The following is a 20,890-nucleotide window of genomic DNA, read 5'->3' as shown; positions in this document are numbered from 1 at the left end:
CGCCCGGGCCGCTGTGTGTACGCGGTCACATGGGGAATGTGCTAGGTTCCGTCGCCTCAAACTCCGTACCGGTGGCATCTTTTCGATGTCCCGAAGGGCCCTTACGGCCCACGTCTCCAGCGGAAGGCGGCCATGCGCGAGCCTGTCAACCGGACCATCCTGCTCCTCGACATCGAGCGGTTCAGCCGCCGCGACGACGTGGTGCAGGCGGTACTCCGGCGCACCCTGAACACGGTGGTCGACCAGACCCTGGTGACGGCCGGCGCCGAGGCCACCCAGCAGTACCGCGAGGACCGCGGCGACGGTCTGATCGTGCTCCTCAGCGGCGACGTGGCCAAGACCGCGGTCCTGCGCGCGCTGCTCACGGTCACGCCCGAACTCCTCCACGACCACAACCGGCTGGCCTCGGGCAGCGCCCAGATGCGGCTGCGCATCGTGCTCGCCGCCGGAGAGGTCGCCCACGATCCGCAGGCGGGCACCACCGGCGGCCTGGTCGGCCACGACCTCAACCAGGCCTTCCGGCTGCTGGACTCCGACGCCCTGCGCGACGCCCTCGCCGCGCGGACGGACTCGCACTGCGTGCTGGCGGTGAGCGCACCGGTGTACGAGGGGGTCGTCCGGCACGGCCACCGCGGTGTCCGGCCCGAGCAGTTCCGGCGGACGGAGGTGAAGGTCAAGGACGGTGTGCTGGCGGCCTGGCTCCACGGGGACGAGACGTCCCCGGCCCCGGAGGGGGCGGAGGCCGGTGGTCCGCGCGCGGCGGCCGGGCGGGAGCGGGCGGCGGCCGCCGCTCCTTCCGGCCACGGAGCCCAGGCGCCGCCCCGGCCCGGTCCCGAACCGCAGCCGCAACAGGAGCGGCCCGCCGGTGCGGTCTTCCACTTCTACGGCGCCCCGGTGGTGCACGGCTCGCTCGTCGGCGGCGATCAGCACGGGGTGAGCGGCGGCGACGTGACGGGTGATGTCGTACTCGGCGGGTCCGTCACGAAACCGGTGCCGAACGGGCGTACCGGTGACGTACAGACCGACGACGGCCGGGACGGGAACGGTCAGGACGGGAACGGGAACGGGGGCCGACCATGAACGCGCTTCACGAGCAGCCGGCGGCGGGGGACGAGCCGGCGGGCGGGCCCGCCGGCGGACCGGTAGGCGGTCCCGTGGACGGGCCCGCCGGGGCGCGGGGCGGCGGCCCCGGGGCCCTGGAGGCGCCCGCCGATGCGCACGCCGGACCGGGGGCGGCGGCCCCGGGCCCGGACCCGGACGACACGGATTCCGGTGCCGACTCCGAGTTCGAGTACGCCTGGGACTCCCGCCAGGACCTCTACCGGCACAGCCCGGCCATCATGCTCGGCCGCGCCGCGCGGCTGGGCGGCTCGCTCGTCGGCGGTGACCAGCACGGGGTGAGCGGCGGCCAGGTCACCGGCGACGTGATCCTCGGCGGCAGCAAGGTCGAGTACCACCTGGGCGGGGACAGCGAGGAGCGGTCCGGTGAGATCCCCGCCACGGAGGTGGAGCGGCTGGCGCGGTGCTTCGTGTTCCCGCCGCGCGCGGAGGACGCCGGAGCCGTCACCGGGGAACCGGCCGCCCGCACCGGCACGCCCCACGGCGAGTGGGAGCCCGGCAGCCCGTTCGACGTCGCTCTGACCAGGCTCCGGCAGCACCGCGTGACCGTGCTCTCCGGCCCCGCGACGACCGGCCGCCGGGCCGCGGCCCTCATGCTGCTGCGCGCCGTGGGCGGGACCGCCTACCGCGCCCTGGACCCGGCCCTCTCCCCCGGCCGTCTGACCGGGGAGTTACGCGAGGGATGCGGACATCTCGTCGCCGACTTCCCCACCACCGCCGAACGACCGCTGCGCGAGCACCACTTGCGCGCCCTGAGCGAGCGACTGCACGCGGTCGGCGGTCACCTCGTCATCGTCGTCGGACCGCACCCCGTCGTGCACGGCGACGACGGGCACGTGGCGTGGCGGCCCCCGGAGCCCGCCGCCCTGCTCCGCGGCCACCTGCGCCACAAGGACCTGGCCGGCCACGACATCGACGACCTCCTCGCGCGTGCCGAGGTGCGGTCGGTGCTCGGGCACCGCAGGCCCGTGGCGGAACTGGCCCGTTTCGCCGACCGGATCGCCGAGTACGCCCAGGGGGCCCTCTCCCTGACGGCCCTCGCCGGCTTCGGCCACTACGCGGCCGAACGACAGGTGCGGGAGTGGTTCGACAGCACGGAACAGAGCCTCCACGACAAGGCGTTCCTGATCGCCCTCGCCACCTTCGACGAGGCCCCCTACCCCCTCACCGCCGAGCTGAGCGACGTCCTCTTCGGCTACCTCCAGCGCATCGAGAACCCCGGCGAACCGGCCCGCATCCCCGTCTTCGGCACCTCCAGCGCCCAGCGCGTGGAGCACGCGCGGGCGGACCGCTACCAGGAGGCCGAGGAGACCGAATGGGGCCCGGTGCTCCAGACGAAGGTGCAGTTCCGCGACCCGCTCACGGCCATCACCCTGCTCCGTGAGGTCTGGACCGGCCACCCGTCGTCCCGCCCCGCCCTCGTGGCCTGGCTGCGCCGGCTCGCGGACGACCCCCGGGCCGTCGTCCGCACCCGGGCCGCGTCCACGGCGGCGGTACTGGCGCAGACCGACCTGCCCTCGACCATGGCCCTGCTCATCCGGCCCTGGGCCCTCGAACGGCGGCCGCGCGCCCGGCTGGCCGCGGCAAACGCGCTCGCCCTCGCCCACCACCTGGGCGCCCCGCACGTCCCGCGCATCCTGCGGAGCTGGTGCACGACGAACGACCACCGGCTGCGCCGGGCGGCGGTGCGCACGTACGCCCTCGTCGGGGACGCCTTCCCCCGGGAGGCCGTCGAGGCGCTCCTGGAGGCGGCGCGCGCCATGGACGCCCGGGGCGGCCCGGTCCGCACCTGGCCGGAGGAGCTCGACGAACTCGCCCAGTCCGCGGCCACCTTGCTGCTCGCGGCCGGGCAGGACGCGGGCGCCTGCGAGGCCGGTGGCGCGGCGACCGAGCTGTGGCCCGCGCTGGTACCCCTGACGCGCGGCGGCGCGGCCCGGGACTTCGTCCTGCGCGCCGTCGTCCACGCCTGCGGCCCCACGGACGGCGCCGACGGCACCGGCCGCCCTCTCCTCCTCGATCTGTTCGGCCGCGCGGAGGCGGCGGCCGGCACCCCCGGCGGGCTGCTCCGGCAGTCGCTCGCCGCCCTGTGGCGGAGCGTGCTCAACGACCCTCTGTGCTCCGGGTCCGGCCTGGAGGCCATGCGCCGCTGGGTCCGGGCGGCCGGGGACGACCCGGAGGCCGAGCGCGCCCTCGTCGAGCTGCTGCCCCTTCTGACGGTGTCGGTCGAGGACACGAAGCGGCTCGCCTACCTGCTGGAGAACCTGCGCGACGGAGGGGACCCGGCACCGCTCGCCGTGGCCCTCCGGCTGCGCGGAACCCTGTTCCCGCCGTACGCGTGGACCGCTCCGGCGCCCCGTCCCGTGCCGTAGACCGGCCGATCCCCACGCCCACCGGCTCCGTCGCCCGGGCGTCGGCCGACCGCGCGTGCCCGCCCGTCCCGGTCCGTGATCTCCACGGCTCCCCGCCGCACCGAACCGAACCGTCCCAAGGAGCAGCAACACCATGATGAGCCAGCAGCCCCAGTGGCAGCAGGACGCGAACCGCCACACGCAGCTCGTCGACCCGGTCGTCACGATCCAGGAGCTGTCGCGCTTCAAGCCGCTGCGCAGCACGCGCATCGACTACGCCCTCGTCTTCACCACGGCCCAGGGCGGGCTCGACACCTACCTGCCACCGAACCGCCCGAGCCGCACCGAGGTGGCCACCCGCCGCTGGACCAGCGTGTACGAGGTGGACATGGGGCTGCACGAGGCGGACACCGTCCTCGCGCTGCCCGGCAGCAACGACGCCTTCCTCTTCGAGGTGTCGGTGAGCTGCAGCTGGCAGGTGCTGACGCCCGCGGCGTTCGTCGCCAGTGGAGAGCGCGATGTCCCCGCTCTGGTGCGGCGCCTCGTCGACGACGCCGTACGTCCCGTGCTGCGCGGGTACGCGATGGAGGACAGCGCGGCGGCGGAGAAGGCCGCGCAGCAGGCGCTCGCCGACGCCGGGCCGCTGGGCGTGGCGGCCGGCCTGCACGTCCGGTGCGGCATCCAGATCCGCCGGGACGAGGCGTCCCTCGCCCACGAGCGGGAGCTGCGCGACATCGAGTTCGCGCGGCGGAAGCTCGACCCCCGGCACGCCCTGCTCATGCGGGAGGACGAACTGGCGGCGGAGCGGGCGCTCGCCCAGAGCGAGCACCAGCACCGCGTCGAACTGCGGGGCCAGAACCTGGGCCACGAGCGGCGGATGATCCAGGGCCGGCAGGAGCTGGAGCTCCAGGAGATCGAGGCACAGAAAGTCCGGTACTACGCGCACTACATGGAGCGCGGCGGCCCGACGGCCATGGCCTTCCAGCTCGCGCAGCACCCGGAGGACGCGCGTCTGATCATGGAGAACCTGCGGGAGGACCAGCTGCGGGCGATGCAGAGCCAGCTCCAGGTCGCGCTCCAGGCGCTCGGCGGGGGGCCGGGCGGTCTGGAGGAGCACCAGCTGGACGAGCCGCGCAGGCTGGCGGCGAACGTGATCCGGGAGGTCCTCAGCGCCAAGCTGCCGCTCTCGGCGCCGGACGGCGTGCGGTCGGTGGAGGGTGCGGCGGGCCCGCTGCCGGACGAGGTGCCCGAGGAGCGTGCGGAGCCGGCGGAGGACGGCGCCGTACCGGCGGACGCTCCGCCGCGGGCCCCGGTCGACGGGGTGCCACCGCGGCCCGCCGCTCCGCCGCGGGCCCCCGCGAACGGTGCCGCCGCGCACGACGCGGGCCCCGTCTTCGGGTACCGGACCTCGACCCCGCCCGCCGACCGGTGACCACCGGAGCCCCGGAGCCCACCAACCCGGGACCTTCCAACCCAGGACCCACCAACCCGGGATCTTCCAACCCGGGACCTTCCAACTCGGGACCTTCCGATCCGGCACCGCCCGCCGGCACCGCGCCGCGCACGGCCGAACGGCTCCTCGCGGAGCTGCGTCAGGAGGCGGCCCGGGCCGACACCAAGGGTTCCGTGCTGGTGGCCGCGCAGGGCATGGCCGCGTCCGCGCTCGTCGGGGTGCTCGCCGTACGGGGCTGGCAGCCGGGCTCCCTCTCGGTGCTCGGCGAGGTGCTCTGGTGGGCGGGCGCGGTCTGCTTCGTCGGCTCGCTGCTCTCGCTGCTGATGACGGTGATACCGCGCTACCGGGCGCGCGGGTGGCGCCCCGGCCTGCCCCTCACCCACTTCGCCGACATCCACGGCGCGGCACGCCAGGGACCGACGGCCCTGGAGGAGGCCCTGCGGGAGACCGAGCGGGCTCCCGTGGCCGCGCTCCTCATGGCACTCACGGAGAACAGCCGGATCGTCGCCCACAAGTACCGGTGGCTGCGCACGGGCATGGCCGGCTTCACGGCGGCGATGGTGCTGCTGCCGGGCGCGCTCCTGGTCGGCTGACCGACCGCCGCCGCCCGCCTTAGGAATTGACTCCCGATCAGGAGAAGTACGCCCATGCCCGACCAGAACCGCCACGACCCGCCTGCCACGCCGCCCTTGCCGACTCCCCTGCCGCAGGATCCGCCGCCGTATCCGACGATGCCCGAGCGTACGGAGCCGGCACCGTACGGGTACGCGGTCGACGGCAGCGTACCGCCCCCGTATCCGGGAGTGGAGGGTGTGGAGGCACCGCCCGTGTACCCGGGCGAGGGGGCGTCTCCGGTGTACCCGGGTGAAGGGACACCGCCCCCGTACCCGGGCGAGGCGACGAACCCGGCGTACCCGGGTGCGGCGACATCTCAGCCGTACCCGGAGACGGTACGACCGCCCGCGTACCCGGAGGAAGCGGCACCGCCCTCGCACCCGGGCGAGATGGCGCCGCCGGCGTATCCACGTGCGACGGTACCGCCGGCGTATCCGGACCCTGGCGAACCACCCTCCTACCCCGGCGATGTGCCACCACCGGCGTACCCGGGCGACACGGCACCCCAGCCCTACCCGAACGACACCGAACCACCCGCCTACCCCGGCGACGAGCCTCCTTACCCGGGCGAGGACCTGGGTACGAACACCCCCGCGGCCCGGACACCGGCAGCGGCACCCCCTCCCCACCCAGAGGCACCGCCGACCCCACCCGCCACTGCTCCTCATCCGCACCACGACGACCTGACCCTGCAATCGGGACGCAAGCACCTCAAGGCGCATCAGCGCGGCGTGGACGGCGCCTCCCTCGCCCAGTTGGTGATGAGCCTCCCGGTGGCGCTGATCAGCCTCTCCGTGGTCTTCTTCGCGTTCTCGCTCGTCAACGCCGCCCTCGGGCTGATCATGGCCGCGGCCTGGCTGCTGTCCGGTCCCCTGGTCTTCCACCGCCCCGCCGAAGCCGCCATCGCCCGGTACCTGCTGGGCATGCGACGCCCCACACCGGAGGAGGCGCACCGCCTGGGCGCGGTGTGGGCGGAGGTGACCCGCCGCGCCGGGGTGAGTCGGAGCACCTACGAACTATGGGTGCAGGAACGCGCCGAACTGAACGCGACCGCCGCGGCCGGCCACATCGTCGCGGTGACCCGCCACGCGATGGACCGCTTACCCAACTCCCAGCTGGCGGCGGTGCTCGCCCACGAACTGGGCCACCACGTGGGCGGCCACACCTGGGCGGGCATGCTCGCCGACTGGTACGCGCTGCCGGCCCGGACGATCTGGCGGTGGATCCGGACCGGTCTGGCCCGTCTGCTGCGGTCGAAGAGCAAGGCGAACGTGGCCTGCGGCGGCTGTCTCACGCTGCTGCTCCTCCAGTTCCTCTACATCCTCACCTTCCAGGAGTCGATGTGGTGGCTCGTCCTGCCCCTCGTCGCCGCCCCGGTGCTCATCGCCTGGCTGCACCGCCGCGCGGAGTTCCGCGCGGACGACTACGCGGCGGGGCTGGGGTTCGGCGACGAGCTGATGACGGTGCTCGCCACGGAGCACCGGGCGTGGTCCGCGCCGGACGTTCCCGCACCGGTACCGCCGCACTTCCTGCCGCCGGGGGCGCCGCCCATGCCGCCGCCCATGCCGCCGCAGGCGGTACCGGTGCCGCAGCCGCCGAGGTCGGCCCACACCAACTTCGAGGCGCGCCTCCAGCACCTGCGACGCGAGGCGGCCGAACGGCCCTAGTGTGCGGCGGTCCGGAGCGGGCCGACCGGGGTCAGCCGAGTTTGGTGCCCTTGGGGGCCTTGTAGCAGCGGGAGCCGACGTCGACCGTGATCAGCTTCGGCAGTTTCCCGGACCGGCTCCTGGCCCACTCGATGCGGACCCCGTGGTGGGTCTCGCGGTTGACGGCCACGATCTCGGGATTCCGTGCCTGGGACTTCGTCAGGCCGTCGCTGGTGATCTCCCAGCCGTTCTGCGGCAGTTTCTCGCGGAGGTTCTGCATGGCCTGCTCGAACGTCCCGGACGTCAGGTCGTAGACGGACCAGGGGTGCTCCACGGAATAGTGCGTCTGGAAGTCCGGGTCCACGGCGTCACAGGTACCGGCCATCGCTCCCGATTCGGTGACCTTGCCTTTGACGCCCATCCAGTCGAGCAGCTGACTGGAGATCGCGTTGACCTCGTCCTCGGCCGGCTCGACCGCGCGTACTTCCGGCTCGTAGCCGAGCTTGCCGCTGTCGCTGTTCACCAGTGAGCATCCCGTCAGAATCAATGCGGCCGCCAATGCGGCGATCGGCAGGGAGAAGCATCGGGCCGTTACCACCGGCCCGGAGCGCAGCTCACTCAAGTGTCACCTCTTTGTATTCGCCGACGATGACCCGCGCCTGGTTCTGCAGGCTGACGGAGGCATTTCCGTCGTCGTCCATGTTCCAGTAGCCGCCGTGGTCAGGGGCGTCGGACTTCATCACCTGTGCGCCGAACTCCTTGTCGGTGGGGATGACACGGTCGCCTCCGAGCCCCACGTTCCGGCCGCCCTCGCGGACAAACCAGTCGTCGTAGTTGTCGGCCTTCTCCGCCCACATATGGCCCGGCTTGATGCCGAGGTCGGCTGCGCGCCGGGCCTGCATGCCGGGGCTTCCCGCCGCGATGACGTCGTCGACGGCCAGCGGACCGTCCGGCCAGTGGCCGGACTTCGCGCCGTCACCGATGACCGTGCTGCCGTAGCTGTGACCGATGATCGTGGTGTGCGCGGTGCTCCCCGTGGCCGACTGATGGGCGGCCTTGTTCCCGTCGAGGAATTCCCGCAGATCGGGGCCGCCCTTCTCCGCGTAGCCGTCGCTTGTCGCGTTACCGAGGAGGTTCGGGGCGTCGTAGTCGAACCAGGTGATGGTCGAGACCTTGGAACTGGCGGCAAGGGAGTCGCTGGCCCGCCACAGCTTCACCCCACGGTTGAGGTCGCCCTCGATGCTGCCCAGGTGTGTCTTCGTGCCCGGCACGTAGACGGCCGTGTGGTCGGCGGTGTCGGGATTGCCGTTCGCGAGGACGACCCGGCCGTCCTTCTCGGGGTGGAAGGCCAGCAGGTACGCCTCGGGGACGTTCGTCTTGCCGCCGGTACTGTCGAGACGGTCCTGGATGGCGTCCATCCCCTTCAACGCCTCGCGCAGCTGCTCGCGCTCGTCCCCGTACTTGCTGTTCCACTTCACCCAGTCGGCGTTGGGCTTCACGCTGTCGCGGAAGACCGTGAACCTTTCGGGTTCCTCCGGTATCGCCTTCAGCCGCTGCCGGTACTCGGCCTTCTTCTCGTCCAGCACCGTACGGTTGGCCTCGTCACGCACCGCCGCGGGCAGGCCGTTCAGCGCGCCGACACTGGCCGGGTGCACCGCAAGGTAGGCGGACTTCTCCCGTTCCGAGAGCTTCTTCCACCAGTCCGCGTTGGCTTCCGGGTCGCCGCCCTTGGGCGGGGCCTTGATGTGGTCCAGGTAGGACTTCGCGCCGTCGCGGACGCGGCCCATGTCTTCCTGGGCGTCCACCCAGTCGCTGCTGGAGACGGTCAGGTCGTCGTCGGCTCGTAGGGAGCGCAGCTTCGGTGCCCACTTCTCGTCGGCCACGGTGGCTTCCTTGAGGGCCTCGGCTATGCGGTCGGCGCATTCCTGGGCGGGGGCGAAGTTCGGGTTGGGGTCGAAGTTCGCGGCCTGGCGGTTGATGGCGCGGGCGGTCGCGTCCGTGGTGCCGTTGGCCGTGCCGCCCTTCGGCGTCTTGCCGTCGGTCTTCTCGCCACCTTCCGGGTAGCTGACCGAACCGTCGGCGCCCACCGTGAACTTCCTGGACTCCGCGTCCTCCACCGCCCGGTCGAGCTTCGTCCTCGCCGCCTCGACATCCGACGCGAAAGCGTTCAGTGCGGTGCTGACCAGGCCGCATTCGACCTGAACGTAGTGGAAGTTCTTCGCCAGCTCCCTGAGCTGGAAGAGTGCCGCGTCGGCGGCCTCACCTCTCAGGGTCTTCCGCATCGAGGCGGTGATCTGGTTCTCTATGCCCGCCTTCGCCTGATCGGCCATGTCGCCGGTGGTGCGGTAGGAGTCCGCCGCGTCGGTGTACTGCGACTTCTTGAACGCCTTGAGCGCCGCGTAATCCATGAGGTCCGGATCACCGGCCCGCGTTCCGGCCGCCGACGGCCTGGGTGTCCTCGTACTGCTTCTTCATCTGATCGAAGGCTTCCGTGATCTGCTGCTCACCCTTGTACTGGTGATTGCCCGCCTTCTCCAGGCGCTCCGTGAGCGCGGCGCACCTGCCGGTCATCGCGTCCAGATACTGCTTCCAGGACCGGTAGACCTCCCGCTGGGCCGCCGCGCTCAGCACCCCCTGGGCGCCCGTGCCCTTCTGGCCCTGTTCCAGAGCCGTCAGCGCCTGCTTGACGTTCCCGCCGAGCCGCCCGACACCGTCCGCGGCGGTGTTCCACGCGTTCTTGCTGGACTTCACCCCGCCCGCGGCACCCTTGCCCCACCCGGCCGCACCGCCGGCACCCGCGAGACGCATCCCGTCGCCGACCGAGTCCCCCTGCTTGAGCTGCGCCCACTCGGTCTCAAAGGAAGCCATTCTTCCTTGCCCTGCTTCCTTCGTGCTCTGTACTCCGTGCAGCGGGAACGCTACCCGGCAATCCATGCGCGAACATGAGTACAGGTACTCATGTTCGATACCCGCCCCTCCTCCGAAGTCCCGCCCGCGCACACCCCCGCCGGCGCACCGAGTCGGCCGAATAGGGTGGAGCGATCAAGATCCGAACACCCTCCCGAAAGGCCGTGCCCCTCCCCGTGTCCGACTCACGCCCCCACACCCTCTTCTCCTTCGGCACGCTGCTGGACGAGCAGGTCCAGACCGCCCTCTTCGGCCGGCCCGTGCCCAGTACCCCCGCCTCGCTGGCCGGTTACGCCACCCGGCCCCAGCCGATCACCGACCCGGCCGTGATCGCCGCCAGCGGTCTCGACGTCCATCTGACCCTGGAGCGCAGGATCGGCGCCGAGGTCAAGGGCGCCGTCCTGCACCTCACCGACCAGGACCTCGCCGCGGCCGACGCCTATGAGGTCGACGACTACGCGCGCCGGCGGGTGCTGCTCTCCTCCGGGGAGAGCGCCTGGGCCTACCTGGACGCGAAGCCGCTGCGCCCGGCGGCGCGCATCGTGATCGTGGGCGACAGCATCGCCTACGGGCGCTGTGATCCGCGGGGCGGCTGGGCGGCCCGGCTGGCCGCCTCGCACATCGGCGCGAACGAGGCCGACCACCGGGTCTTCAACCTGGCCATCCCCGGCGCCACCCTGGCCGAGGTCAGTGAGCAGACGCCCGCGCTGCTGGCTCCGCGCCTGCCGGACACCCTCCTCGTCGCCGCGGGCGTCAACGACTCCGCCCAGCCGCTCTCCGGCCCCGGGGCGCTCTCCGACGAGCTTCCGCGCGTCACGGACAGTCTCGACTCCCTCGCGGCCACGGCGCTGAGCCACAACGCGCGGCTCGTCGTCATGGGCCCGATGTGGCTCGACGAGACGCGCACCCGCGACTGCTGGGGTCTGCGTTTCACGGAGGAGCGGGCACTGGCCGTGCGCGAGTCCGTACGGACCTGGTGCGACGCTCACCACGTCGACCACCTCGACATGTGGGAGCCGCTCCGCGAGCGGGCCGATCTGCTCGTCGACGGTCTGCACCCCGAGGCCGAGGGCCACGAGGTGCTCTACCGGCACCTGGACGCCGTAGCCCGCTGAACCCCTGCCCCGAGGGGCCCCGCCCGGTTTCCGCCCGTCTCCTCGCGCGCAGTATCGAGGGGACGGCGCAGCGGAAGGGGAGGCCATGACCGTGATCGTCGGGCTCGTGCACAACGGGCGGGTGCATCTGGGCGGGGACTCGGCGGGGGTCGCCGGTCTGAGACTCACCGTCCGCCGGGATCCGAAGCTCTTCCGCAACGGCCCTTACGCCATGGGTTTCACCACCAGCTTCCGCATGGGTCAGCTGCTGCACCACGCGTTCAAGGCGCCCAAGCCCAAGGGCGACCTGGACCGGTTCATGACCACCGTCTTCGTCGACAAGCTGCGCGGCTGCCTCAAGGACGGCGGCTGGTCGCGCAAGGACTCCGAGCAGGAGAAGGCCGGGACGTTCCTCGTCGGGATATACGACCGCCTGTTCGTCGTCTACGAGGACTACCAGATAGGCGAGTCCGCCGACGGGTACGCGGCCGTCGGGTGCGGGGACGAGTTCGCGCTCGGCGCGCTGCACGCCACGGCGGGCCTGGGCCTCAAAGCACGCGAGCGGCTGGCTCTGGCCCTCGCGGCCGCCGGCCACCACAGCGCCGGCGTCTGCGAGCCGTTCAGCTACGTCACCGCGCGCAAGTACCCCTCCTGAAGCAGCGGCGAGGTCAGGACGGCACCGGGTCCTTGTCGCTGCCCTTGGCCCACAGGGAGCGCACGTGCCCGAGGTGCCGCGCCATGCACTCCTCGGCGCCCTCGGCGTCACCGGCGAGCATCCGGTCCAGGATCTCGAGGTGTTCCTCGGCGGAGGGGATGAGTTCGCCGCGCCGGTCGAGCGCGGTCAGCCCGTACAGACGTGAGCGCTTGCGCAGGTCGCCGACGGTCTCGACGAGGCGTTCGTTGCCGGAGAGGGCGAGCAGGGTGAGGTGGAACCGCCGGTCGGCCTCCAGGTAGCCGATGAGGTCGTGGTCGCGGGCGGCGCGCACGATCTCCTCGGCGACCGGGCGGAGCGCTTCGAGGTCCTCGCGGGCCGCGGTGCGCGTGACGCGGCCCGTGGTGGGGACCTCGATGAGCGTGCGGATCTCGGTGTACTGGTCCAGGTCGCGCTCGTTGACCTCGGTGACCCGGAAGCCCTTGTTGCGGACCGGCTCGACCAGGCCCTCGCGGGCGAGGTCGAGCATGGCCTCGCGCACGGGGGTCGCGGAGATGCCGAAGTCCTCCGCGAGCTGCGGTGCGGAGTAGACCTCGCCGGGACGGAGTTCGCCGGAGATGAGGGCGGCCCGCAGGGCGTGGGCGACCTGGTCGCGCAGCCGCTCGGTGGCGGTGATGAGGGTGCGCTGCTTGAGGTGGCCCATGGTGTCCCGTGTCCCTTCGTCGCCGGTGCGGCGGCCGAGGTCCGGCAGCCGCGTCCGCGGTACGTGCGCAGCCGCGCTCCCGGCTGGTCCGTACCTGGACGGACCAACGAGCGTACAATGTCACATCTTTCTCAGGGAGCGAGGGTGTAGGTCCGGCTGGACGTGTAGAAGTCCAGCGCCGCCCGCCCCTGCTCGCGCGGGCCGTGCCCGGAGGCCTTGGTGCCGCCGAACGGAAGGTGGAAGTCGACGCCCGTGGAAGGGGCGTTGACGCGGATCATTCCCGTGTCGAGGCCGTCGAGACCGTTCAGCACCGCTTCGATCCCGCCGGTGTGAACCGAGGTGACCAGGCCGTACGGAACGGAGTTGCCGATCCGTACGGCGTGCGCCAGGTCGTCCGCGGGCAGCAGGGCGGCGACGGGGGCGAAGACCTCCTCGGTGAGCAGCCGGTGCCCGGCCGGCGCTTTTTCGACCACGGTGGGGGCCGCGTACCAGCCGGGCCCGTCCGGTGCGGTGCCGGTGGCGAGGACGGGGGCACCGGACAGCGACGCGTCGAACCGGTCCCGCGCCGGGCCCGAGATGAGGGGGCCGCACACGGTGGCCGGGTCCGCCGGGTCGCCCACGGGCAGGGCGCGCAGGGCTTCGGCGAGGGCCTCGCGCAGGGGGTCGAGGGCCGCGCCGACGGCGATCACCCGGCTGGTCGCCGTGCACTTCTGCCCGGCGTATCCGGCGATCGCCGCGGCGATGTGGGCGGCGGCCCGGCCGATGTCGGCGTCGGGCAGGACGATCGCCGCGTTGAGCCCGCCCGTCTCGGCCTGGACCGGGACGCCCCGGGCGGTGGCGGCACGGGTGACCGCCTCGCCGACGGCGGTGGAGCCGGTGAAGGAGACGACGTCGGCGGTCGCGACGACGGCGTGTCCCTCCGCCGCGCCGCCGGGCACGACCGTGAACACGGCGTCGGGCACCGCCCCCTGGACGAGCTCGGCCAGGCGCAGCGCGCAGGCGGTGGCCTCGGGCGCGGGCTTGAGTACGACCGTGTTACCGGCGGCGAGCGCGGGCGCGGCCTTCCAGGAGGGGATGGCGAAGGGGAAGTTCCAGGGGGTGACGAGTCCGGCGACGCCGTGCGGGCGGCGCCGGGTCAGCAGCAGGCCGGGGCCGCCGGCCGTCTCGTGGACGGCGCCGGTGGGCTCGTAGGGCGCCTGGGCGTAGTACCGCCAGATCGCGGCCGTGCGGGTCACCTCGGCCTGTGCCTCGGCGAGCGGCTTGCCCGCCTCGCGCACGGCGAGGGCGGCGAGTTCGGCGGCCGCGGCCTCGATCGCCGCGGCGACGGCGGACAGCGCGGAGGAGCGGGCGGCGGCACCGGCCAGGAGCCAGCCGGGCTGGGCGGCACGGGCCCGCTCGACGGCCTCGGCGGCGCCGGAGGCACCGTGGGCGGGCACGTCGCAGACGGTGTCGGACGGGTCGGCCGGGTTGCGCGAGGCGACGAGGTTCGGGGCGGCGGTCACAGGAGGAAACCTCCGGGGAAGGGGTCGTCCGGGTCGAGGAAGTACTGGGCGGTGCCGGTGATCCAGGCGCGGCCGGTGATGGCGGGCACGACGGCCGGCACTCCGCCGACCTCCGTCTCCCCCACCAGGCGGCCGGTGAGCCGGGTGCCGATGAAGGACTCGTTGACGAAGTCGCGGCCGAGCGGGAGCGCGCCCCGTGCGTGCAGCTGCGCCATCCGGGCGGAGGTGCCCGTACCGCAGGGGGAACGGTCGAACCAGCCGGGGTGGATGGCCATGGCGTGCCGCGAGTGACGGGCGTCCGAACCGGGCGCGACGAGGTAGACGTGCTTGAGCCCGCTGATCCCGGGGTGTTCGGGGTGGACGGGCCGGTCCGGCGAGGCGTTGACCGCCTCCATGACGGCGAGTCCGGCGGCGAGCAGGTCGTCCTTGCGGGCCCGGTCGAAAGGAAGCCCCAGGGCGTCGAGTTCGACGAAGGCGTAGAAGTTGCCGCCGAAAGCGAGGTCGTAGGTGACCGTCCCGTGGCCGGGGACGTCGGCCTTGCGGTCGAGGCCGACGCAGAAGGAGGGCACGTTGGTGAGCGTGGCGGACCTGGCCGCCCCGTCCTCGACCCGGACGTCGACGGTGATCAGCCCGGACGGGGTGTCGAGGCGCACCGTGGTCACGGGTTCGATGACCGGCACCATGCCGGTCTCGACGAGCACGGTGGCGACCCCGATGGTGCCGTGCCCGCACATGGGCAGCACCCCGGAGACCTCGATGTAGAGGACGCCGTAGTCGGCGTCGGGCCTGGTGGGGGGCTGGAGGATCGCGCCGCTCATCGAGGCGTGGCCGCGCGGCTCGTACATCAGGAGCGTCCGCAGGTGGTCCATGTGCTCGATGAAGTGGAGCCGGCGCTCGGCCATGGTGGCGCCGGGGATCACGCCGACGCCGCCGGTGATGACGCGTGTGGGCATGCCCTCGGTGTGCGAGTCGACGGCATGGAAGACATGACGGGTGCGCACGGTTGTCCTTTCCTTCGGACAGCGGGAAGGATGCGGTAGAGGGAAAAGTGAGGGCGGAGGTCAGTGGTGTCCGTCGGCGACGGCCTTCTCCGTGGCGGCGCGCACCGCGGCCTCGGTCTCGCCCGTGAGCGGGAGGCGCGGCGGGCGGGTGGGGCCGCCGTGGTGTCCGGTGATGTCCATGGAGAGCTTGATGGCCTGTACGAACTCGGTCTTCGAGTCCCAGCGCAGGAGCGGGTGCAGCGAGCGGTAGAGGGGCAGGGCCGTCTCCAGGTCACCGGCGACGGCGGCGCGGTAGAGCCGGGCGCACGTGGCGGGGAAGGCGTTGGGGTAGCCGGCGATCCAGCCGACCGCCCCGGCGACGGCGAGTTCGAGCAGGACGTCGTCGGCGCCGATCAGCAGGTCCAGCTCGGGGGCGAGTTCGGCTGTCTCGTAGGCGCGCCGGACGTCCCCGCTGTACTCCTTGACGGCCACGACACCGCCTTCGGCGTGCAGCCGGGCCAGCAGGGCGGGGGTGAGGTCGACCTTGGTGTCGACGGGGTTGTTGTAGGCGACGACGGGCAGGCCGGCCCGGGCGACCTCGGCGTAATGGGCGCGTACGGCCGGTTCGTCGGCGCGGTAGGCGTTGGGCGGCAGCAGCAGCACGGAGCCGCAGCCGGCCTCGGCGGCCTCCTCGGCCCAGCGTCGTGCCTCGGTGCCGCCGTAGGCGGCGACACCGGGCATCACGCGTGCCCCGTCGCCCGCCGCTTCGACGGCGGTGCGCACCACGCGGGAGCGTTCCTCGGCGGTGAGGGTCTGGTACTCGCCCAGGGAGCCGTTGGGGACGACTCCGTCGCAGCCGTTGTCCAGGAGCCACCGGACGTGCGCGGCGTAGGCGTCGTGGTCGACGGAGAGGTCCGCGCGCAGCGGGAGCGCGGTGGCGACCATGATGCCGCGCCAGGGGCGGTCGGGGGTCCAGGAGGAGGTGGTCATACCGGTCAACCCTTCTATGGCTCTGTGCAGGACGTACGCGATCGTGGACGGTGCGGTGGTTCAGGCGTCCCCGGGTTCCTCGGGGCCGGCGGCGAGGGAGCCCAGCGGTACGGGCACGGCGAGCGGCCTGCGCTCGGCGGACGGCGGTACGGTCCCCCGCGCCGTACCGGACGCCGCGAGGCAGGCCACGGCCGCGCCGCACATCCGGCCCTGGCACCAGCCCATGCCGGCCCGGGTGAGGAGCTTGACGGTCCGGGCGTCCCGGGCGCCGAGGCCGGTGACGGCCTCGCGGACGCTCCCGGCGGTCACCTCCTCGCAGCGGCAGACGTCGGTGTCGTCGTCGAGCCACGCGGTCCAGCCGTGGCCGGGGGCGTGGGTGGTGGCCATGGCGTCGGCGAAGGCGCGCGTGCGGTCGCGGCGCCGGGCCAGGTCCCGTACGCGTCTGCCGCGGGTGAGCGCGGGGAGCGCCCGCAGCCGGGCGGCCACCGCGATGCCCGCCAGCTCGCCCTCGACGCGGGCGAGTTCCCAGCCGCCGGTCCCGCCTGCCTCTCCGGCGGCCCACAGGCCGGGCACCGAGGTCTCCTGGAGGCCGTCCAGGACGAGGGCGTGCGTGCCGTCGGGCACACGGCGGGTCGCGCAGCCGAGTCCGGTGGCCAGCTCGGTCTGCGGCGCGAGCCCGTGGCCCACGGCCAGGGCGTCGCAGGCGATGCGGCGGCCCGTGCCGGGCACGGGGCGCCAGTCACGGTCGAGCCGGGAGACGGTGACGGCCTCGACGCGGTCGGTGCCGTGCGCCTCGGTGACCGCGCTGCGGGTGTGCAGCGGGACGCGGTGGCGCAGGAGTGCCGTGCCGTGGACGGCGGCTTCGAGGAGCTTGTGGGGGTTGGCCGCGAGGGTGCGCGGGCTGCGGGCGTAGCCGACGTAGCCGGCGGCCTCCGCCACGGCGGGGACCCGGGCGCCGGCGGCGGCGAGCGTGGAGGCGACGGCGAGGAGGAGCGGCCCGCTGCCCGCGACGACGATCCGCCGTCCGGGCAGGACGAGCCCGGACTTCAGCATGGCCTGGGCGCCGCCTGCGCCGACGACGCCGGGCAGGGTCCAGCCGGGGAAGGGCAGGTGACGCTCGGAGGCTCCGGTGGCGAAGAGGACGGCGCGGGCGTGCAGGCGTACGGTGCGCTCGTCGCCGGCACCTGCCGAGGCGGGGCCTTCGCGACCGCTGACGGCGTCGGCGCGGGCACCGGCTCCCCGGCCATCACGGGTGACCGGACCGACGCCGGCGCCCGCGCCGTCGTGGCCACGAGCGCCACCGGCTCCCCGGCCGCCCCCGCGCGGCATCCCACCACCGCCCGCTCCGGGGGCGGTCGCGCCATCGGCACCCGCGCCGCCCCGGCCTCCATCGGCGAGGCCGCCTCCCCTGCCGAAGGCCGTGCCACCCCCGTGACCGGCGCCCTCGCCGCCGTCCTCGCCCACGAGCGCGTGCACGCTCCACAGCCCTTCGTCCCGCCGCATGACGGCCCACACGTGGTGTCCGGCCAGGTGCGCGGCCCCGCTCGCCTCGAAGCGCCGGCGCAGCTCGGTGAAGGCGGCCCAGTCGTGGTGGAGGGCCTCCGGGCGGGCGGCGCCCAGGCCCGGGGCGGGGTGGCGGAAGTACTGGCCGCCCGCCTGCGCGGCGGCGTCCAGGACGGCGACGGACAGGCCGAGCCGGGCGGCGGTGGCGGCCCCGGCGAGGCCGGCGGGGCCCGCGCCGATCACGGCGAGGTCGTACGGTTCAGACGGCGAGCCCGGCACGGCCGTGTCCCTCCTGGGTGGTGATCGCGTCCCCGGGCCGCGCGGGCACCAGGCAGGCCCGGCGGTTGGGCTCGCCGTTGACGGTGGCGAGGCAGTCGTAGCACTGCCCGATGCCGCAGAAGGCGCCGCGCGGGCGGCCGCCGTGCCGGGTGGTGCGCCAGGCGAGGATGCCCGCCGCCCACAGGGCGGCGGCGACGGACTGGCCGGGCAGGGCGGTGACCGTACGGCCGTCGAAGGTGATCTCGAAGGGCGGGTCGGGGTCCGCCCTGACCAGGTCGGCGGGGGTACGGGCCATGTGCGGGCCTCCTCTCGGGACGGTGCGGGCCGGCGGGCGGGCACGGAACGGGGGTCGGGCGGCGGGGGTTCAATCGGCCGGTGCGAAGCGGCCGGGGCTGAAGGGGCCGAGGTCGAGCGGGGGTTGACCTCCCGTCATCTGCCGGGCGACGGCGAGGCCGGTGGCGGGGGCGAGCCCGATCCCCGCGCCCTCGTGACCGCAGGCGTGCAGCAGCCCGGGGACGCGGGGGTCGGGGCCGATGGCGGGCAGGTGGTCGGGCAGGTACGGACGGAATCCGGCGTACGTGCGCAGGACCCGCACTCCGGCCAGCACCGGGAACAGGGCCGTGGCCTGGGCGGCGAGGCGCCGGAGCACCTCCGCGGACAGGGCGCGGTCGAAGCCGACCCGTTCGCGGCTGGCGCCGATCAGGACCGGGCCCGCCGGGGTGCCCTCGACCACGGCGGAGGTCTGCAACGCGGCCGAGCCGCTGGCGACGTCGGCGACGTAGTCGGCCGCGTAGACCTTGTGCCGCACCACGCGTGGCAGCGGTTCGGTGACGAGGACGAAGCCCCGCCGGGGCAGTACGGGCAGGTGTCCGCCGGCGAGCCGGGCCACTTCGCCGCCCCAGGTGCCGGCGGCGTTGACGACGAACGGGGCGCGCAGCTCGCCGGCCGCCGTACGGACGCCCCGCACCCGGCCGTTCGCCCCCGTGAGGACGGCGGTGACCTCCTCTCCGGTGCGCACCCTCGCCCCGGAGGCCCGCAGCAGGTGGGCGGCGGCGAGGGCGGGCTGGACCTGGGCGTCCTGCGGATAGCGGAAGCCGCCTCCGAGGCCGGGGGCCAGGTGCGGCTCCAGATCGCGCAGCCGGTCGGCCGGGACCTCCTCGGCCGTGACGCCTGCCCCGGCCTGGGCGGCGGCGAGCTTCCGCAGCGCGGCCAGGCCGGAGGCGTCGGAGGCGACGACGAGGCCGCCCTTGGCCTCGTACTCGATCCGGGCCGGGAGCTCGTCCGCCAGATCGCTCCACAACCTCGTGGAGAGCAGGGCCAGTTCGAGCTCGGGGCCGGGTTCCTTGTCGGAGACCAGGAGGTTTCCCTCGCCGGCGCCCGTGGTCCCGCCCGCGACGGGGCCGCGGTCGACCACGGTGACGGCGAGGCCGGCGCGGGCCGCGTAGTAGGCGCAGGCGGCGCCGACGACACCCGCTCCGACGACGATGACGTCCGAGGAGGAGTTGCTCATGAGCACGTCAGTAATATTTCACATTGCACTGTCGCTGCCAAGAGCCCGTCCGTACCTCGTGGTTGACGCTTTCCCTATCCTTCGAGAAGTTCACCCATCCACGCCTCGACGGCGTCGGGCGTGCGGGGCAGCGCGTGCGACATGAGCCGGGCCCCGCCGGCGGTGATCACCAGGTCGTCCTCGATCCGCACGCCGATGCCGCGCAGTTCGGCCGGGAGCGTCTCGTCGTCGGGCTGGAGGTAGAGGCCGGGCTCGACGGTGAGGACCTGCCCCTCCTCCAAAACGCCGTCGAGGTAGGCGTCCGCCCGCGCCTGGGCGCAGTCGTGGACGTCCAGGCCGAGCATGTGGCCGCTGCTGCACAGCGTGTACCGGCGGTGGAAGTCGCCTTCGGCGCTCTTGAGCACGCCCCACTCGGCGAGCCCTTCGGCGATGACCCGCATGCCGGCCCGGTGGAAGTCGCGGAAGCTCGCCCCCGGCTTGAGGGCGGCCATGCCCGCGTCCTGGGCAGCGAGGACCAGTTCGTAGACCTGTCGCTGGACGGGCGAGAAGCGCCCGGAGAGCGGCAGGGTGCGGGTGATGTCCGCGGTGTAGAGGGTGTCCGTCTCCACGCCCGCGTCCAAGAGGAGGAGTTCGCGGGGGTCGAGGCGGCCGTCGTTGCGTATCCAGTGCAGGACGCACGCGTGCGCGCCGGAGGCCGCGATGGTCTCGTAGCCGGGGCCGTTGCCCTCGGTGCGGGCGCGCAGGCCGAAGACGCCCTCGATCCACCGCTCGCCGCGCGGGTGGGCGAGGGCGCGGGGCAGGGCCCGCACGACGTCCTCGAAGCCGGCGGTGGTGTGGTCCACGGCCAGCCGCAGCTGCTCGACCTCCCAGGCGTCCTTGACCAGGCGCAGTTCGCTGAGGGCCGCGGCGAGTTCGCGGTCGCCGGACGCGTCGCGGCCCGGCGGCAGCCGGTCGTACTCCCCCCGGCGCGCGCAGCGGATGCCGGTCATGCGCTCGGCCTCGGCGAGGTCGGGGCGACGGCCGACCCAGAACTCGCCGTAGCGCCGGTCGCGGTAGAACTCCTCGCCGGCGCGCGGTGACCGCGGCCGTACGTACAGCACCGCCTCGTGCCGGTGCGGGCCGTCGGGCTCCAGGACCAGCACGTGACCGGCCTGGTCCTCACCGGTCAGTCCGGTCAGCCAGGCGTAGGCGCTGTGCGGGCGGAAGCGGTGGTCGCAGTCGTTGGAGCGGACCTTGAACTCGCCCGCGGGCACGATCAGCCGCTCGCCGGGAAAGCGCGCCGACAGCTTCGCGCGGCGCGCCGCGGCGAGGCCGGCCACGGGCAGCCGGATGTCGGCGGGCAGTGGTGTCGCCGCCCAGCCGTTCGCCATGAACGCCTCGAACTCGGCCGAGACCGGCAGGTCATGACTGACCGTACGGATCGCGGCGACCGCGGGTTCGTGCACGGGACTCCCCCTCGGACACAGGTGGGTAACGGACCGATTGACACCTTGTCAGTGCAATTTCACATTATTATGTTACGGGTCACATTTCAGCGTCCAGCTGTTCGACTGTTCACGGAGTGACAGGTTTCCTACGCCAGCGACTAG

18 protein-coding genes are annotated in these 20,890 nt (G+C 73.6%); 7 read left to right on the top strand and 11 right to left on the bottom strand.

The annotated features are described in order from the left end of the window. The first annotated feature begins 132 nt into the window (after positions 1-132). The 5 genes from LUZ64_RS32270 to LUZ64_RS37635 all read left to right on the top strand — a co-directional run bounded on the left by LUZ64_RS32270 (position 133) and on the right by LUZ64_RS37635 (position 7,202). Positions 133-1,080 carry a hypothetical protein gene (locus LUZ64_RS32270; protein ID WP_232389686.1) on the top strand — a complete coding sequence of 316 codons (948 nt, stop codon included), beginning with the start codon at positions 133-135 and terminating at the stop codon, positions 1,078-1,080. Beyond that, positions 1,077-3,488: a hypothetical protein gene (locus LUZ64_RS32265; protein ID WP_095583773.1), complete on the top strand. Its 2,412-nt coding sequence runs from the start codon at positions 1,077-1,079 to the stop codon at positions 3,486-3,488. Before LUZ64_RS32270 ends, LUZ64_RS32265 begins: the two co-directional genes overlap by 4 nt. Before the next feature lie 133 nt (positions 3,489-3,621). Further along, on the top strand, positions 3,622-4,899 hold the full coding sequence (locus LUZ64_RS32260) for a PE-PGRS family protein (protein WP_095583774.1): 1,278 nt from the start codon (positions 3,622-3,624) through the stop codon (positions 4,897-4,899). Next, positions 4,896-5,513 (top strand): Pycsar system effector family protein, encoded by a 618-nt coding sequence (locus LUZ64_RS32255; RefSeq protein ID WP_232398998.1) that lies wholly within the window; start codon positions 4,896-4,898, stop codon positions 5,511-5,513. The genes LUZ64_RS32260 and LUZ64_RS32255 overlap by 4 nt, the downstream gene beginning before the upstream one ends. Positions 5,514-6,005: 492 nt before the next feature. Continuing rightward, positions 6,006-7,202: a M48 family metalloprotease gene (locus tag LUZ64_RS37635; RefSeq protein ID WP_170116892.1), complete on the top strand. Its 1,197-nt coding sequence runs from the start codon at positions 6,006-6,008 to the stop codon at positions 7,200-7,202. A 31-nt stretch (positions 7,203-7,233) separates the two neighbouring features. Here the strand turns inward: LUZ64_RS37635 and LUZ64_RS32245 are convergent, their stop codons facing one another. From LUZ64_RS32245 to LUZ64_RS32235, 3 genes are all read right to left on the bottom strand, one after another. After that, positions 7,234-7,704, bottom strand: coding sequence for a hypothetical protein (locus tag LUZ64_RS32245; RefSeq protein ID WP_232389690.1), 471 nt, complete (start codon positions 7,702-7,704; stop codon positions 7,234-7,236). Positions 7,705-7,795: 91 nt separating this feature from the next. Continuing rightward, on the bottom strand, positions 7,796-9,589 hold the full coding sequence (locus LUZ64_RS32240; protein ID WP_095583777.1) for an alpha/beta hydrolase: 1,794 nt from the start codon (positions 9,587-9,589) through the stop codon (positions 7,796-7,798). A 10-nt stretch (positions 9,590-9,599) separates the two neighbouring features. After that, entirely contained in the window at positions 9,600-10,049 is a 450-nt protein-coding gene (locus LUZ64_RS32235; RefSeq protein WP_232389691.1) for a hypothetical protein, read from the bottom strand. Between the two features lie 215 nt (positions 10,050-10,264). Between LUZ64_RS32235 and LUZ64_RS37630 the strand changes: the two genes are divergently transcribed. Then, positions 10,265-11,203, top strand: coding sequence for a GDSL-type esterase/lipase family protein (locus LUZ64_RS37630; RefSeq protein ID WP_095583786.1), 939 nt, complete (start codon positions 10,265-10,267; stop codon positions 11,201-11,203). Between the two features lie 85 nt (positions 11,204-11,288). Beyond that, on the top strand, positions 11,289-11,837 hold the full coding sequence (locus LUZ64_RS32225; RefSeq protein WP_095583779.1) for a hypothetical protein: 549 nt from the start codon (positions 11,289-11,291) through the stop codon (positions 11,835-11,837). Between the two features lie 13 nt (positions 11,838-11,850). Here the strand turns inward: LUZ64_RS32225 and LUZ64_RS32220 are convergent, their stop codons facing one another. The 8 genes from LUZ64_RS32220 to LUZ64_RS32185 all read right to left on the bottom strand — a co-directional run bounded on the left by LUZ64_RS32220 (position 11,851) and on the right by LUZ64_RS32185 (position 20,746). Then, positions 11,851-12,537, bottom strand: a complete 687-nt coding sequence (locus LUZ64_RS32220) for a GntR family transcriptional regulator (protein ID WP_095583780.1) — start codon at positions 12,535-12,537, stop codon at positions 11,851-11,853. Positions 12,538-12,668: 131 nt separating this feature from the next. Beyond that, on the bottom strand, positions 12,669-14,039 hold the full coding sequence (locus tag LUZ64_RS32215; RefSeq protein WP_095583781.1) for an aldehyde dehydrogenase family protein: 1,371 nt from the start codon (positions 14,037-14,039) through the stop codon (positions 12,669-12,671). Further along, positions 14,036-15,040 (bottom strand): proline racemase family protein, encoded by a 1,005-nt coding sequence (locus LUZ64_RS32210; protein ID WP_095583782.1) that lies wholly within the window; start codon positions 15,038-15,040, stop codon positions 14,036-14,038. The genes LUZ64_RS32215 and LUZ64_RS32210 overlap by 4 nt, the downstream gene beginning before the upstream one ends. Before the next feature lie 60 nt (positions 15,041-15,100). Next, positions 15,101-16,009 (bottom strand): dihydrodipicolinate synthase family protein, encoded by a 909-nt coding sequence (locus LUZ64_RS32205; protein WP_095583783.1) that lies wholly within the window; start codon positions 16,007-16,009, stop codon positions 15,101-15,103. 60 nt (positions 16,010-16,069) lie between these two features. Further along, on the bottom strand, positions 16,070-17,791 hold the full coding sequence (locus LUZ64_RS32200) for an FAD/NAD(P)-dependent oxidoreductase (protein WP_143593397.1): 1,722 nt from the start codon (positions 17,789-17,791) through the stop codon (positions 16,070-16,072). Beyond that, positions 17,772-18,086: a (2Fe-2S)-binding protein gene (locus tag LUZ64_RS32195; protein WP_095583784.1), complete on the bottom strand. Its 315-nt coding sequence runs from the start codon at positions 18,084-18,086 to the stop codon at positions 17,772-17,774. The genes LUZ64_RS32200 and LUZ64_RS32195 overlap by 20 nt, the downstream gene beginning before the upstream one ends. Positions 18,087-18,155: 69 nt before the next feature. Beyond that, positions 18,156-19,301, bottom strand: a complete 1,146-nt coding sequence (locus LUZ64_RS32190; RefSeq protein WP_095585229.1) for an NAD(P)/FAD-dependent oxidoreductase — start codon at positions 19,299-19,301, stop codon at positions 18,156-18,158. Between the two features lie 74 nt (positions 19,302-19,375). Next, positions 19,376-20,746, bottom strand: a complete 1,371-nt coding sequence (locus LUZ64_RS32185; RefSeq protein ID WP_232389692.1) for an aminopeptidase P family protein — start codon at positions 20,744-20,746, stop codon at positions 19,376-19,378. Between the last annotated feature and the right edge of the window lie 144 nt (positions 20,747-20,890).

Origin of the sequence: Streptomyces albireticuli (assembly GCF_021228125.1) — a bacterium.
GTDB lineage: Bacteria > Actinomycetota > Actinomycetes > Streptomycetales > Streptomycetaceae > Streptomyces > Streptomyces albireticuli.
Note: the sequence above shows the minus strand (reverse complement) of the source record. Positions and strands in the feature narration are given on the sequence as shown.